The sequence below is a fragment of the Glaciecola sp. G7-5 genome, from assembly GCF_055808975.1.
On record NZ_CM147892.1, the window covers coordinates 4,033,031 to 4,047,736 of the forward strand.

Here is a 14,706-nt window from a genome sequence, read left to right on the forward strand (position 1 = left end):
CCATAATGATGAATATTAGCAGGCAGGTAGAGTTATGTTGGTTCATATTGCAATTAAAAATTTAGCGATTGTAAAAAAAGTGGATTTGGCGCTTGGTCAAGGCCTAACAGCAATTACGGGTGAAACCGGCGCAGGAAAATCTATAGCCTTAGATGCGCTCGGGCTATGCCTTGGTGACAGAGCCGAATCAAATATGGTCCGAGACCATGCTGACAAAGCAGAAGTTGTCGCTCATTTCGATATTGCCAAGGTGAAAAGCGCTCGTGAATTCTTAAACGAACATGAATTATTACAAGATGATAATCCTGATGAATGTTTTATCCGTCGAGTGATTAACCCTGAAGGACGCTCAAAAGCTTTCGTAAATGGTATCCCCGTAAATTTAAGCCAACTTAAACTACTTGGTAGTAAATTAGCCTTCATTCATTCACAGCACGCTCACTATCAATTCTTAAAACCTGAGTTTCAGAGAAAAGTACTAGATCAATACGCACAACATCCAGACTTGCTTGCTGAAGTAGCCAATGCATATAAAACCTATCACCAGACTCATAAACAATTAAAACAACTCGAGGCAGAACAACAACAGCGCATTGATCGTAGTCAATTACTCGCTTATCAAGTCAAAGAGCTTGATGACTTTAGTATTGGTGAAGATGAATTCGCCACACTCGAAAGTGACTTTAAAAAGTTAAGCAATACACAAGAGCTCATAGACAGTACTGATTTTGCAATTCATACCTTAAAAGAAAGTGATGAAGCTAATGCATTATCGTTATTGCACCAAAGCATAAAATCCTTAAGTAAAATCGCGCATTTTGATGAAAGTTTAAATGAGACTATTGAAAGCTTACAGAGCGCGCTTATTCAAGCAGAAGACGCAAGCGAAGAGTTAGAACTCTACAAAAGCCGAATAGAATCTGACCCTGAGCAATTGCTCGCAATAGAACAACGCTACTCAGAATGTATAGACCTTTCACGCAAGCACCAAGTTCGTCCTGAAAATCTATATGAAATGCACTTATCCTTAGCTGATGAATATAAGACCCTACTTGACCAAGAAGACAACCTAAGTACGCTTAAGAGTTTGGTTAGTAGCCATCTTGATGAGTATAAAGTAGCCAGCGAGGCTCTCTCAAAATCTCGTTTAGAGGCGGCTGCCCTATTATCTCAGGAAATACAAACATCTGTCAGAGAGATGAACCTACCTCACGCTGTGGTAGAACTAAGATTACATCAAGATGCTAATACCCTACCAAGCGCATTAGGTAGCGACGTTGTGCAAATATATTTGTCAGTAAATCCGGGGCAAGCACTCGATTTATTAGATAAAGTTGTTTCAGGTGGGGAATTATCTCGTATTGGCTTGGCGCTTCAAGTCATCTCCTCAAAAGATACGCTTATTCCAACAATGGTCTTTGATGAGGTTGACACCGGCATAAGCGGCCCCACGGCATCTTTAGTTGGAAAGCTACTGAGGCGTTTAGGCGAAAAAGCACAGGTAATGTGCGTGACCCATCTTCCCCAAGTAGCCGCGCAGGCCCACAATCAACTATTTGTCAGCAAGGTTACTGATGGTCATACGACTGAAACAAATCTGCTTAAGTTAACCAAGCAAGAGCGTATTAACGAAATCGCAAGATTACTTGCAGGCGATGAATTGACCGATACAGCAATTGCGAATGCGAAAGATTTACTCAAGCTATAAGGCGCTATTTTAAATTCGAACCATTTAGCACTTGAATGGTCATACGCAGGTAAGGTAGGATGCCTGCGCTCAATTTATTATAGGTTAAACATGAAATCAGCTTACATAGCCATTATATTAGTGGCCACATTGCTCACATCGGCGTGTTCCGATTGGATATTCCGAATTGATGTACCTCAAGGTAACTTCCTTGAACAAAAAGACGTCGATAAGTTACGTATAGAAATGACCAAGGAACAAGTGCAATTTGTGCTCGGAAATCCTGTGGTTGAAGATAGTTTTAGCACCGATACTTGGTATTACGTCTATGATATGAAACGAGGTATGAGTAAACGTGGTGACGATATTCGTAAAGAGCTTATTTTGACTTTCGTTGACGGCAAATTATCCACTATGAAAGGCGATTTTAAAAAGCCTGAAGAATTTGATATCCCCTTAGAAGTATAAGTAAGCCCTAGACTGATACGACAGAATCCCTATGAAATTGCGCCGTATACTATTTGTTAAGGCGCAATCTTACCTAAAAGTTCACTTGCCTCTTCCTGTTGTTCATTGCTGCCTAGACGCACAACTTCATCTAATAACTCTTTAGCGGCGTCAAAGTCTTCCATATCTAAATAAACGAGCGCTAAGTCTAAATTACTTGCTTGGTCCGATTCAACATCCGACGCAGCATCGGCCACTATCCTATGTTGATTAGGGATATCTTGGTCCAATGCGTCATCAAGATTGAGTTCTATATCAACGTCGCTGACTTTTGCTGCCGCTTCACTCTCATCCAAAAGATCATCAACGTCTAGGAAATCAAAACCATTAGTGTCTTTTGTTTCGCTTGGAGAGGTATCTGTCATTAGTGCTTCTAAATCTAGACCGGCGTCTTTTAATGTGTCTTTTTCTTTAGCGACCAATTTGGGCGCGGCGGCGTCATCGTCTTTTATCGCGAAATCGTTCAACATATCTTCAAAATTGGCGTCATCCAAACCTTTCATGATTTCATCATCTAAGGCAAGTGCAGAGGGCTCTGTAGCATTATTCGTTTCATCTGCTGGGGCCTTACTAGACTCTTCTTCATCGAGCCAATTATCTAGACCTTGCAAGCCTGCTAACACATCGTCATCAGAATCATCTAACAAGTCGAGCGTATCGTCTTCTTGTTCACTACTGTCTTTGAGATTAAGTTCATCTTTAGGTGCATAATCACTCTCAACAAAACCCATGTCAAGCTTGTCAAGGTCATCATCTTCATCACCGCTACCATCAAGGGTGAAACTAGGAATATCATCTAACAAGTCATCTGTATCACGAATTGCGCTAGTCGCTCTATCTTGTGTCGATGTCGATTGTGACTTTGTATGAGCAATGAAATCTGTTACGTCAGTAATATCATCATCAAAATCGTCTTTAGTATCGTCCAACTCACTAAGCAAGTTATCAAGTTCGTCAGATTCGTCACTTTCGCTTTCCAGCTCGTTCAATAGCTCATCAGCGAGAGTTGATACTTGATCGTTTTCTAAACCCATATCTAGGTCAAGAAGTTTGTCTAAAGCATCGTCGTCTCCAATGGAATCTAGCATTGCATTCAATTCTTCAGCGCTATCTGAGGAGCCGGATTCATCAGCACTCATATCACTAGCTTTTTGTGATGACTGAGCGCGTTCAATCGAGCTCTCTATTTGTCCATCTTTCTGGTCACTCTTAGCGATTCCATTTGCGCCACTATCTAATTCGTTTAGAATTTCGTCGGCCATTCGACTAATGGTTTCATCTTTCTTAACAATCTGGTTTTCGATTTGACCAATAGTATTTTCGTCAATTTCACCATTTTCGTCTAAATCGATACCCGTTGGAAGGCCCGAAGAATCGTCTTCTTCACGTATCGCGTTCGCTTTTGCCACACTCGGGCTAGTGGGTTTGCTGACGGGTGCAGTACTTTCTTCACTGTCTGGTTCTAATTCGTCATCTAAGTCCGATAAGTCTAAAAGTGAGTCATCGTCATCAAGAGTTATACCTTCTTCATCATCTAGCGAAATGCCATCATCATCAACGAGCGATATAGCATCGTCATCAAGGTCAAAATCTTCATTTTCTTTATTTTTCCCAACGTGAATATCCGAGACTTCAGTAGGTGAATCTGGAACCAACATGTCATCTATGCTTTCTAGTTCAGAATCCATTTCCGCATCTGTTAACGCATTTACCAAATCATCATCTTCTAGGGCATCTGAGAGGATATCGTCATCATCAACCTTGTCGTCACCAGATAGCGCTGCCATTAAGTCTTCGGAGTCTTGATCAAGCTCATCATTGACTTCGCCAATGACTAGTTCGTCGTCAACAATATCTTTAGAAACTGGGGGAGCTCGCTTGTTTGCGCTTGTGGCTGTGGCTGAGCCTGTCCTGCTGGCTTTCTTAGCAGAAATATCGCCAACCCGACAATTAGTAACAAAGTCACTACAGACATGATAATCACTAGCGCAATGGGAGAACTTAAGATACTAAGAATAGACTCCGATTCTTTTTCTACACGCCTTTGCTCGGCGTCTTTGACCAAGGTAATTAGTTCGTTAAGTTGTGCAACTTGTTGATCAATTTGGGTTTGTAATTCAACCTCAACTTTCTGGGTCAGGTTGCGGTTATTTTCGTCAATTTGGAGAAGCTTATCACCGAGTTTCTTATTTTCCTCAAGAAGGCTTTGGACTGAATTTATTGACGCGGCAACCTGATTTTTAAGCTGTAAAAACTGTTGCTGTTGCTGGTCTCGCAAACCATTGAGTTGAGTTTGTAGCTCGCTCGATGTTTTCGATAGGTCGTCTTGATTAACGAGGGCCACTTCTGGCTTCAAATTATCGCTGCTTGACGCCGTAGCATCGCTTGTGAGCTCACCGCCGGTTGGCGTAGTTCCAATCCCCATAGCACGTTCGTCAGCATCTGCCTTTGCTCGTGCACGCGCGGGATCGATTCGGGCAATAAATCTATCGCTGGGCAACTGAAGTGTTGCGCCATTTACCATGGTATTAAAATTACCGTTATCGAAGGCTTGAGGGTTTAACTCATAAATGGCCAACATAGTTTGATAAACGGTAAATCTTTCGTCTTTCTTGTAGCGACTTGCAATTTGCCACAATGTGTCACCGGCATCTATTGGCCCATACACCACACCAGAATAGACCTGCGCGTTGTCGCGCGCGCCCTGAATCTGGCTACTTTGCGCATTCACTTGGGGTATGCATAACATTAATAAAGCGATCAAAAACGCCACAGCAAGCATGCTTGCGTGCAGTTTAGTCACATCTATACCAAACAGCTTTTTAACATTACCCATATATATCAAGTCGATGTCGCCCTAGTGAAAATTCTAAAATTCCTTAATGTATCGGCCAATGAACTAATTTATTTATAAATAATCTCGGATTAATACCTCAGCAATTTGCACGCTGTTGGTCGCAGCCCCTTTACGAATGTTATCAGAAACCACCCACATATTAATTCCATGAGGATGAGAAATATCATTTCTTACTCTTCCCACATGTACGGCATCATTGCCGCTAGCCGAGCTAACTTGGGTCGGGAACTCTTCTCTTTTTTGATAAAGCTTAATACCAGGCGCCTGTTCCAACAACGACTTAACATGCTCCGCATCGGTTTGTTGCCTCGTTTCAATATGAATGGATTCACCGTGGCCATAGAATACCGGCACTCTAACAGCAGTTGGATTAACTAAAATATCATCATCGCCTAAGATTTTACGCGTTTCCCACACCATTTTCATTTCTTCTTTGGTGTAATCGTTATCCATAAAGACATCTATTTGTGGAATAGCGTTAAACGCGATTTGTCTTGAAAACTCATCCCCTGTGACAGGTTTTGCATTCAACAACTCGGCGGTTTGACGAGCCAGTCCTTCCATAGCGCTTTTACCCGCGCCAGAAACTGATTGATAGGTACACACATTGATACGGTCAATACCAACAGCATCATAAATAGGTTTAAGCGCAACCACCATTTGAATAGTCGAGCAGTTAGGGTTTGCAATGATATTGCGGTTTCTAAAATCAGCTAATGCTTGAGGATTCACTTCAGGCACGACTAGCGGGATGTCAGGTTCGTATCGGTATTGGGAGGTGTTATCAATTACCACACAGCCAGCCTCGGCCGCGATTGGGGCATATTTTTCTGAAACAGAACCGCCTGCAGAGAAAAAACCAATGTGGACTTGCGACCAATCAAATTCATCAGCATCAAGTACAGTGATTTTTTTACCCTTAAAATCGATTTCTCCACCAGCAGAGCGTGCGCTCGCAAGCGGGTATAACGTATCAATTGGAAAATCTCGCTCAGCGAGTATATCCATCATTGTCTGACCAACCAGACCTGTTGCACCTAATATTGCAACATTATAAGCTTGAGACATCTTTTATCATCCTATTTTGTCTATTGTAGTGTTGTGCTGTCGTTAGAAATGATAAACCCAATCCCATGCAGTAATTCGTTGATTTTAGTATGAGTGGCATTAAGTGTTAACGCACTGAATTCTCTACGAATTGGGTATTCTTGCCTTAGTTTAGCAAACGAGGTGAATTGTGCCATGTGACGGCGGAAAACTCTATCATCATTTTTTATATCATAGACTAAATGGCAAAGTTTTCTACAAAGTGCTTGTACATCTTCAGGATTGTTAGGATTTATAGCAACGATAGCCTCGTCAATTTCTGCTGTAAGCTGTATATCAGGTGCCGGCAATAAAGCTTGTAGATTCAAGCTCTGTGCTAGCCCTTCGCGCTTACACAATTGCTCATATAACATTACGGTCCCACGTGCTTTCCCATCTAAGGTGTGACCCGCAATATGCGCACTCGCTAAACGTAAGTGAGGTATTAATGATGTATTGATATGCGGTTCGTTTTCCCATACATCAAGCACCACATTTACGCTGTTACGATTTTGTTTCTCATCAGCTTTAAATTGTGCAAGTAAAGCCAGGTTATCAATTACCTCACCTCTTCCTGCATTAATAATATACTGCTCACTATTCAAGCCAGCAAGGACTTGTTCGTCAAAAAGATGGTAAGAAGGAAAGTCTTTATGGCTATTGAGTGGTGCATGAACACAAATAATATCAGCTTGTAAGATTTCAGCAAACTCAGCATACGAAATTGTGCTTTTCGTTTGCAAGGCTGCTTGTTGGGGAGGATCATAAATGAGTACTTCTGCCCCCAGGGCGCGTACCGCTTTTGCCACGTGGCTTCCCACATTACCATGGCCAACGATACCAACGCGTTTATTCACAATTAAAAATTCATCTTGCTGTGCTAAATGCAGTAAAGCGCATACCACATATTGGGCAACGGCCTGGGCATTGCATCCCCCAGCGGCATACCAACTAATATTACGTGCCTCCAAGGCCTGGATATCAAAATGGTCATAGCCTGCAGTCGCTGTCGCGATAAATTTTACATTCGGCATTTTTGCTAATAAAGCGTCATCAACCTTAGTTGTAGACCTAACCAGTAAGCAGTCGACTTCGGGTAAATAAGCTGCTATTTGAGCATCTAATTCAGTACTTCTGTCTTTTTCGTTTAATGCGCCAGCAGAAAAGGTTTTCACCCTACCCAAGGGGCGAAAACATTCTTCCCAATAGGGCATGGCTTGGTCAGCTAAAATGTTCATTAATACCTAATAAGGTTTATAATATGCTGAATGCATAACATGCATTTAGGCCTTTTAAAGTTTGTAATCTGGACACATTCTGTCAAGTTTACGTAATATGCCTGGCCATGCTATTTTTCCGCCGGCGGCTTTTGTGACCTGTGATGCTTGCGCTCGTATTCCCGCCAAAATATCATTGCTAATGCTTACTAAGGGTTCGCCGCTAGCTTGTGCTAACAATTGAATTTCACACGCTCTTTGCAGTATAAACATGGCCAAAAAAGTATCGGCGATGCTGTCTGCACAAGTCAAAAGCCCATGATTTCTAAGGATCATAAAATTAGTCTTACCTAAGTCAGCGACCAATCTAACTTTCTCTTCTGGGTTTAGGGCGACACCTTCGTAGTCATGGTAACTTAGCGAGGCTAATGGAAACAAAGATTGCTGCGAATAAGGACGTAATCCGGCTTCTTGAACTGAAACAGCAACACCTTGTGTTGTATGCAAATGCATCACACATTGAGCATCTTCCCGCGCTTCATGAACTGCGCTATGAATAACAAAGCCCGCAGGGTTAATATCGTATTCACTCTCCATCACCTTGTTGCCCTGCAAATCAACTTTTACCAGACTAGATGCGCTAATTTCCTCGAACAACATGCCATAAGGATTGATAAGAAAGTGATGTTCGGGGCCTGGCACTCTTGCTGATATATGCGTAAAGACTAAATCATCCCATCCATAATGAGCAACCATCCTATAACAAGCCGCCAAATCTACTCGAGCTTGCCATTCTTGTTCTGAAACTTGTGACTTTATATCCATAAGATAATCCCTAGTAAATGTTGTAGGCTGAATAAGCTCAATAGTGGCGTTGTATAAGCAGCTACATTAAAGAATTTGACCTTATATAAAATCATAAAGGGTTGGCAACTGCCAACCCTTTATTCAATTATACCGACATCAAATGATGTTTAGGCTGTAAAGCGCTTGAATACTAAACTTGCATTAGTACCACCAAAACCAAAACTATTCGACATTACTACGTTTAGCGTAGCTTCAGTAGGCTTGGTAATAATGTTTAGCCCTTTTGCCGCTTCATCTAGTTCATCAATATTTATTGATGGACATATAAAGCCCCCTTCTAACATGAGCAATGAGAATATGGCTTCATGCACACCTGCCGCACCCAAGGAATGACCGGTAAGTGACTTAGTTGCACTAATCGCAGGGCAATTGTCGCCAAATAAGGCTTGAATCGCTTCTAGCTCTTTTACATCACCCACTGGTGTTGATGTACCGTGGGTATTTAGATAGTCCAGTGGCTCATCAAGATCTTTAAGTGCTTGGCGCATACAACGTATCGCACCTTCACCGCTTGGGGCAACCATGTCGTAGCCATCAGATGTTGCGCCATAGCCAACGATCTCAGCATAAATCTTGGCGCCGCGAGCAAGTGCATGCTCCAACTCTTCGACCACCACCATGCCACCACCACCGGCACTTACAAAACCATCTCGATTAGCGTCGTATGTGCGTGAAGCAACAGAAGGATTATCGTTATACTTCGTCGACAAGGCGCCCATGGCGTCAAACTGGCCCGACAAAGACCAATGCAGCTCTTCACCGCCGCCGGCAAAGACCATTTTTTGCTTGCCTAATTGAATCATTTCAAGCGCATTGCCAATGCAATGGGCGCTCGTTGCACACGCTGAGGAAATAGAATAGTTCACACCTTTAATTTTAAAAGGCGTTGCCAAGCAAGCCGAGACAGTGCTCCCCATACAACGGGTAACCATATAAGGACCTACTCTTTTGACCCCTTTGCTGCGCATAATATCAGCTGAATTAACTTGGTTTTCAGAGCTAGCGCCACCAGAGCCGGCAATAATACCAACTTCTTCATTTGAATATTGCTCTTCACTAAGTCCTGCATCTTCAATCGCTTGTTGCATTGACAGATAGGCATAACTTGCCGCATCTCCCATGAAACGGAGTGCTTTTCGATCTATCTTTTCTTTAAGATCAATCTTTACGTCACCCCAAACTTGGCTGCGCAATCCCGCATCCGCAAACTGTTGGGAAAACGTAATACCCGATTTACCATGGCGTAATGATTCTCGCACTTCATCTGCATTGTTGCCAATACTTGATACTATACCTAAGCCAGTAATTACCGCTCGTTTCATTTTTCACCTTTGTCATTATCAATTATTATTTTAAATTAATCTTGCGCTCACGATATTTGTATCGACATGCACTATAATGCTTGTTTTAAATAGTGTCATTTGAGTGCAAAGACACGCATGATTCATTACACATCGCTATATGTTACCGAGTTTAGATTTAAAACTGGTCTGCTCTTTAGCATATAATGTGTCATAAAGTCGCTTTTTTTAACAGAGGTTTTACTTCTTAAGGCATTGAAACTTAGTTTTTTGCTTTTATTTTTCGTTTTAAACCACCGCAGGCACTAACTTGATCAAAATTTCATCGGCTAATATCTCCCTTAACGAAAACAATACACCCAGCTCACAAGATTATGGTGATGTTTATTTTTCTGTAGTAAACGGTGCTCAAGAAACAGACTATGTCTTTATCGCTGGTAATGAACTAATGGACAAATGGCTAGCGCATCAAACGCCGTCTTTTTGCATTGGTGAAACTGGCTTTGGTACGGGGTTAAATTTCTTTAGAACGGTGCAATGGTTTACGTTATTTCGTCAGCAACACCCTTCTCACCCGCTCATCAACTTGGTATTTATTTCCACAGAAAAACACCCTCTGAACAAAGCCGATGCTAGCGCCGTCATTGAGCAATGGCAAGACCAAGATTTCTTATCGCCTCTAAACCCAAGTGACAGCGGAATAAGCACTATTTTAGATGAGTGGCTAGCTCATTACCCGATTGCATTAGCCGGCCTTCATAGACGCCATTTTTGTGTTAGCAGTAATGACACGACTGCGGCCATTACACTCGACATTCACTATGGCGACGCCACAACATCATTTTCGAATATTCAAAAAAGCCCCCAAGGTCTTATTGATGCCTGGTTTTTAGATGGCTTTGCCCCTAGTAAAAACAATAGTATGTGGACGACTGAACTCTATAGCGAACTTGCGCAGTTGAGTAAAAACGGCGCAAGTTTTGCGACCTTCACGGCAGCGGGTGCAGTTAAAAGAGGCTTGCGAGCAGTAGGCTTTGAGGTCAAAAAACGTAAAGGCTTTGGACGTAAACGTGAAATGCTGGTAGGTACTTTTGACCTTCAAACACGCTTATCAGATTTACATTCGCAAAATATGCTAACTAATAGCCAAAATAATGAGCTACCGTCTCGCAGTAAAAAGCTCGATAAAAACCAGGCGCCCTATTTTTTACGCAATAGCCTTAGTTCTTATCATAAGGGTGATGAAATCACCATTGTTGGTAACGGGATTGCCGGCGCATTGTTAGCCCTTAAACTCACCCAACGTAAAAAACTAGTAAAGCTTATTTGGCAAGGAGAAATGCCGAGTGATTGCGCATCAGGAAACCCAATAGGCGGTTTTTATCCGCAACTAAATGCGCAAAATAATGCAGCAAGCCAAATTCAGCTACACAGCTTTTTATACGCACACGCGTTTTACACTGCGCTAAATAAGCAACAGCCCTTTGAGCATGAGTGGTGCGGTGCGCTGCAAGTGGCATTTAACGACAATACGCAAACTCGTTTGCAAAAACTACATGATAGTGCCTTGTGGCCAAATTCAGTCGCACAAATTATAAGCCCGGCGCAGGCGTCGACTATCGCGAATATAGATATTCCCTATACTTGTTTGCATATGCCAAACGCAGGATGGATAGCACCACCGAGTTTAGTAAAAAGTTGCTTAGCGATCGCTCAAGAATCGGGCCTTTTGGCTATACAAAATGAGACACAGTTACTTAAATACGAGTGCATTGACAGTAATAAAACCCGGCTTCACCTTAAAGCAAAAGGTGCTGCAAGTGAGCATGTACAAGAAACAAAGTCTTTGGTGCTCGCTTTAGGAAGTTCTCTAGCATCATTTACAAAAGATACTGTGCCCTTGCGCTTAACACGCGGCCAAGTTGAAATGCTAAGCACAAAAGACGCAAAAGAGCAGCCATACGGATTTTCTGATTTACGCACCTTACTGTGTCACAAAGGCTATTTCACCCCAGCAGTAGATGGCTTTCATGCCATGGGCTCAACTTACATCAAAAATGATGAGCAATGTGATGTACGTGACATTGATACGCAAGCTAACTTCGCTATGCATACACAGTCTATGTACAAAGCAAATTGGCAACCTGCACTTATTCAGGCAAAAGATCAGAGAGAAAATTTTGCAAGGGCTGCAATACGTTGTTCATCTCCCGATCATTTGCCGGTCGTTGGCGCAATGCCAAACGCTTTACAATTTGATGAATTAGCTGATTTGTATAAAGCGCTTCCACCAACGCATTATCCCGTTCCCAGTAATGATCAAAACGTTTTTGTGTTAGGTGGATTGGGCTCACGAGGCCTAACGACGGCCCCGCTGATGGCAGAGGTATTGGTGAGTCAAATGCTTGGAGAGGCCATGCCATTAACGAAGGATTTACTTGATGCACTGCAGACAAACCGCTTTTTGGTTCGTGCTCTTATTCGCCGCATGCCTTTATAATTGAGGTAACTTACTCTGCCCCATAGGCTGCATATTGGGGCTGTATTTGCTGAGCGACAAAGCGCGGAACCAAAATGCTTGCGCTTGAAACAACTCTATTACTTCCTAATTCAATAATACGAGCATTAATAAATACACCATCGGCTTTTTCAATCATCGTTGCTGACATGACGTGGTTTACAATTTTGTTATTAGCAAGCTGCATGATGTCTCGAGAAAAAGCCAAATCCCCTTTGCTACTGACTTTAATGGCTGGCATCAATTTAAAATCAACAACGTTTAAGCCAAATTGTTGAATCTCAGAAATCGAATATTCAGCCATTTGATTTCCTAAAATCGTTGTGTTTTGTAAGCTATAATCTAGTTTTACAAAAGAAGTCACGCCAATTCTTGCATGAGCATTTAAACCGTTTGCATTTTTAACGAGATCCATTGCTAACTGGCCAGCATAGTCTTGTACGCTTTTATAGGTAAAGCGCGGCATAAAACGCTGAACTGGGGCCATAGGAAGACTAGGTGCATATGAATCAGACTGGGAATCGCGCGTGGTGACATCCCCTTTATAGGAACTGAGGTCAATGGCCGCGTTACTGCGTTTTTGTTTGTCGTGCGCTTGACCAGAAATGCCACCATTGGCTAGGCCACCCGGCGGTATCTCGCCTGCTAATGCATATTGTTCATTGAGCAAATCGGCAATAGTCTGCGGTGGCTGATATCCTGCCATAAACATCTTTCCAGCAGCACAGCCGCTTAGTACAAATACCGTTACACATAGGCTAAAAAACCTAACATTCATTTTGCGACCATTTCGCCACAATGCATATAAAGTCATTTTACTCACCTCTTATAATGCGCACGCCATCTACAATTTCGTTTTGCTTAGATGAACCACTAGGAAGCAAGGCATCCACAATGTAAAATGGCACGAAGGATTGAGCACTGGCGACAATGACATTTGACTCCATGCCTAACATCCGCGCATTCACAATATAACCACCTTGATGTTTAGTCATAGTGCCCGTTAGAACGTACTGAATAGGCGTGGTGTTTTTAAGATCAAGAAAGTCTCTAGACATTACGAAATCGCCAGTATCGGTAACACGAATAAATTGCGTGGCCTTAAATTCAACAACCGGCATTCTGAACTTATGAAATTCATGGGCAAAAGATTCAGCCATTTGCTGACCAAGTAAATTAGTTTGCTTTAAGTCACTATCAATCAAGGAGAAGTGTGTAACGGCAACCGGCGTGCGCTCACTCACATATTCCATATTCGAAACTAAGTCTTGCGCCATATTGCGCACATAATCACCAATATGTTTGGTCAACGGCATACTTTTATAAGAACCGTGGCTAGACGACATGATGGGCGGCTTTACAATTGACCCAAAGGCATCCACGCTGCCATCGCTTTGTGCTGTAAAATCAGTTGAGCTAGAAGGCAGCGCACTAGAATCGATATCAACAATGCCTCTTGCTTGAGCTGGCGAATTATGACTCGCCTCACCCATGTCAGTAGCACTATCTTGCTCATTCGTAGATGAGGCAAATAGTTGCTCAACAGACGGCAAAGAACTGCACCCGGCAAGCAAAACTAGTGGTATAAATAGCGTGCATAATTTCATTTCTTACTCCAAATTTGTTGATAGTGTGCTGGACTTCTCAGTGCGGTATAACTGTCCGTTGCGCAGTGTTATTTGTTCAGTTTCCCAAAAAAGATCTGCTGGGAAGAAGCTTGTAGCGGCGGCGATCACATCTTTGTTACGCACATTAATAATGCGGGCATTCACCATGGCGCCATTTTGCTGAGGCGTTATAGTACCGGTAATGTAATAGTCGACATTTTGCAGTTGCGACAAATGCGCAAGATCCCTTGAAAGCGCCCTGTCATAAGAATCTGTCATAATAATAGAGTTACTTGCTTTGTAGTCTTGGGCAACATAGCCCCGCCTTACCGCTTCAGTAATCAAGCCTTGTTCTAACTGATGTCCTAGCAGCATTAGTGGGCCTTGCTCATTTAAATTAATTTGCATAGAAGTAACAGGCACAAAGCCTGCAACTGCATAACGGTATTGACGATCTGCTTGCATACCTGAAAAAAGCTCTTGTGCTAAGCGAAAGGTATAAAGTTCGGAATTACCTAGCGTTTGCGGCGCTTTAGGTTTAACAACAGGGGTTTGTGACAACAAATTGGCGCAGCCAGATAAGCTAGAAATGAGAATGATGCAAATGATGCAAAGTACGATGGTGCCAACACTGTTAACGACATTTTTCATGTGCAAAACCTAAAATAACTAATAATAGTTACCAGGTAAGCAAAATTGATTCCAACATCGCTATTTTTTAGTTTGGCCTACAGATTAAGAAATAAGTTATTTACCATTATAAGCACATCCTTTGCATCTTGAGGACTAAGTTCTTGATTTGCGATTGCCTCGTCAATAGAGGTTTTGAGCATATGTTGTGTTTGCATTTGCCATTGCTCAAGACTTAGCCCGGCATTATCTGGCACCGCCAAAGCTCGCATCAGTTTAGCAGCAACCACTGAGAAGTGACCATGAATATAGCTAGCAACAAATAACTCATGTTCGCTATTAGAATCGATATAACTATCGAGCTTGGCTTCAATATCGTCAAGGTATTGGGTAAACCCTTTACGTAGTTCATTGCTATCAGTCAATATC

The 14,706-nt window shown here is 42.3% G+C and carries 13 protein-coding genes; 3 read left to right on the forward strand and 10 right to left on the reverse strand.

Going from position 1 to position 14,706, the window contains the following annotated elements; all coding sequences use genetic code 11:
• The first annotated feature begins 34 nt into the window (after window positions 1–34).
• Together recN and AC0L6H_RS17745 are read left to right on the forward strand one after the other, a co-directional pair.
• On the forward strand, window positions 35–1,708 hold the full coding sequence (recN, locus tag AC0L6H_RS17740; RefSeq protein WP_473390548.1) for a DNA repair protein RecN: 1,674 nt from the start codon (window positions 35–37) through the stop codon (window positions 1,706–1,708).
• Window positions 1,709–1,798: 90 nt separating this feature from the next.
• The gene (locus tag AC0L6H_RS17745) at window positions 1,799–2,155 is read left to right on the forward strand and encodes an outer membrane protein assembly factor BamE (protein WP_473390549.1); all 357 of its coding nucleotides are present in this window, start codon (window positions 1,799–1,801) and stop codon (window positions 2,153–2,155) included.
• A 56-nt stretch (window positions 2,156–2,211) separates the two neighbouring features.
• Here AC0L6H_RS17745 and AC0L6H_RS17750 read toward each other — a convergent pair whose 3' ends face one another.
• The 6 genes from AC0L6H_RS17750 to fabB all read right to left on the reverse strand — a co-directional run bounded on the left by AC0L6H_RS17750 (window position 2,212) and on the right by fabB (window position 9,543).
• Window positions 2,212–3,981 (reverse strand): FimV/HubP family polar landmark protein, encoded by a 1,770-nt coding sequence (locus AC0L6H_RS17750; protein ID WP_473390551.1) that lies wholly within the window; start codon window positions 3,979–3,981, stop codon window positions 2,212–2,214.
• A 47-nt stretch (window positions 3,982–4,028) separates the two neighbouring features.
• Window positions 4,029–5,030, reverse strand: a complete 1,002-nt coding sequence (locus tag AC0L6H_RS17755) for a FimV/HubP family polar landmark protein (protein WP_473390552.1) — start codon at window positions 5,028–5,030, stop codon at window positions 4,029–4,031.
• A 72-nt stretch (window positions 5,031–5,102) separates the two neighbouring features.
• Window positions 5,103–6,119 (reverse strand): aspartate-semialdehyde dehydrogenase, encoded by a 1,017-nt coding sequence (locus AC0L6H_RS17760; RefSeq protein ID WP_473390553.1) that lies wholly within the window; start codon window positions 6,117–6,119, stop codon window positions 5,103–5,105.
• A gap of 20 nt (window positions 6,120–6,139) precedes the next feature.
• Window positions 6,140–7,375 (reverse strand): 4-phosphoerythronate dehydrogenase, encoded by a 1,236-nt coding sequence (locus AC0L6H_RS17765; RefSeq protein ID WP_473390555.1) that lies wholly within the window; start codon window positions 7,373–7,375, stop codon window positions 6,140–6,142.
• 54 nt (window positions 7,376–7,429) lie between these two features.
• Window positions 7,430–8,179: a class II aldolase/adducin family protein gene (locus tag AC0L6H_RS17770; RefSeq protein WP_473390556.1), complete on the reverse strand. Its 750-nt coding sequence runs from the start codon at window positions 8,177–8,179 to the stop codon at window positions 7,430–7,432.
• 149 nt (window positions 8,180–8,328) lie between these two features.
• Entirely contained in the window at window positions 8,329–9,543 is a 1,215-nt protein-coding gene (gene fabB, locus AC0L6H_RS17775; protein ID WP_473390558.1) for a beta-ketoacyl-ACP synthase I, read from the reverse strand.
• A 289-nt stretch (window positions 9,544–9,832) separates the two neighbouring features.
• Between fabB and mnmC the strand changes: the two genes are divergently transcribed.
• Window positions 9,833–12,022, forward strand: coding sequence for a bifunctional tRNA (5-methylaminomethyl-2-thiouridine)(34)-methyltransferase MnmC2/FAD-dependent 5-carboxymethylaminomethyl-2-thiouridine(34) oxidoreductase MnmC1 (gene mnmC, locus AC0L6H_RS17780; RefSeq protein WP_473390559.1), 2,190 nt, complete (start codon window positions 9,833–9,835; stop codon window positions 12,020–12,022).
• Between the two features lie 10 nt (window positions 12,023–12,032).
• Here mnmC and AC0L6H_RS17785 read toward each other — a convergent pair whose 3' ends face one another.
• From AC0L6H_RS17785 to AC0L6H_RS17800, 4 genes are all read right to left on the reverse strand, one after another.
• Complete coding sequence (locus AC0L6H_RS17785; protein ID WP_473390560.1) at window positions 12,033–12,854, reverse strand: FlgO family outer membrane protein; 822 nt, start codon at window positions 12,852–12,854, stop codon at window positions 12,033–12,035.
• Window position 12,855: 1 nt separating this feature from the next.
• The gene (locus AC0L6H_RS17790; protein WP_473390561.1) at window positions 12,856–13,647 is read right to left on the reverse strand and encodes a FlgO family outer membrane protein; all 792 of its coding nucleotides are present in this window, start codon (window positions 13,645–13,647) and stop codon (window positions 12,856–12,858) included.
• 3 nt (window positions 13,648–13,650) lie between these two features.
• Window positions 13,651–14,298, reverse strand: coding sequence for a FlgO family outer membrane protein (locus AC0L6H_RS17795; protein ID WP_473390562.1), 648 nt, complete (start codon window positions 14,296–14,298; stop codon window positions 13,651–13,653).
• Window positions 14,299–14,375: 77 nt separating this feature from the next.
• Complete coding sequence (locus AC0L6H_RS17800) at window positions 14,376–14,702, reverse strand: YfcL family protein (protein WP_473390564.1); 327 nt, start codon at window positions 14,700–14,702, stop codon at window positions 14,376–14,378.
• Window positions 14,703–14,706: the final 4 nt, after the last annotated feature.

Excerpts from the sequence above, each read along its gene's own strand:
- recN (WP_473390548.1), top strand. The coding sequence starts at position 35 with ATGTTGGTTCATATTGCAATTAAAAATTTAGCGATTGTAAAAAAAGTG.
- AC0L6H_RS17745 (WP_473390549.1), top strand. The coding sequence starts at position 1,799 with ATGAAATCAGCTTACATAGCCATTATATTAGTGGCCACATTGCTCACA.
- AC0L6H_RS17750 (WP_473390551.1), bottom strand. The coding sequence starts at position 3,981 with ATGGCAGCGCTATCTGGTGACGACAAGGTTGATGATGACGATATCCTC.
- AC0L6H_RS17755 (WP_473390552.1), bottom strand. The coding sequence starts at position 5,030 with ATGGGTAATGTTAAAAAGCTGTTTGGTATAGATGTGACTAAACTGCAC.
- AC0L6H_RS17760 (WP_473390553.1), bottom strand. The coding sequence starts at position 6,119 with ATGTCTCAAGCTTATAATGTTGCAATATTAGGTGCAACAGGTCTGGTT.
- AC0L6H_RS17765 (WP_473390555.1), bottom strand. The coding sequence starts at position 7,375 with ATGAACATTTTAGCTGACCAAGCCATGCCCTATTGGGAAGAATGTTTT.
- AC0L6H_RS17770 (WP_473390556.1), bottom strand. The coding sequence starts at position 8,179 with ATGGATATAAAGTCACAAGTTTCAGAACAAGAATGGCAAGCTCGAGTA.
- fabB (WP_473390558.1), bottom strand. The coding sequence starts at position 9,543 with ATGAAACGAGCGGTAATTACTGGCTTAGGTATAGTATCAAGTATTGGC.
- AC0L6H_RS17785 (WP_473390560.1), bottom strand. The coding sequence starts at position 12,854 with ATGACTTTATATGCATTGTGGCGAAATGGTCGCAAAATGAATGTTAGG.
- AC0L6H_RS17790 (WP_473390561.1), bottom strand. The coding sequence starts at position 13,647 with ATGAAATTATGCACGCTATTTATACCACTAGTTTTGCTTGCCGGGTGC.
- AC0L6H_RS17795 (WP_473390562.1), bottom strand. The coding sequence starts at position 14,298 with ATGAAAAATGTCGTTAACAGTGTTGGCACCATCGTACTTTGCATCATT.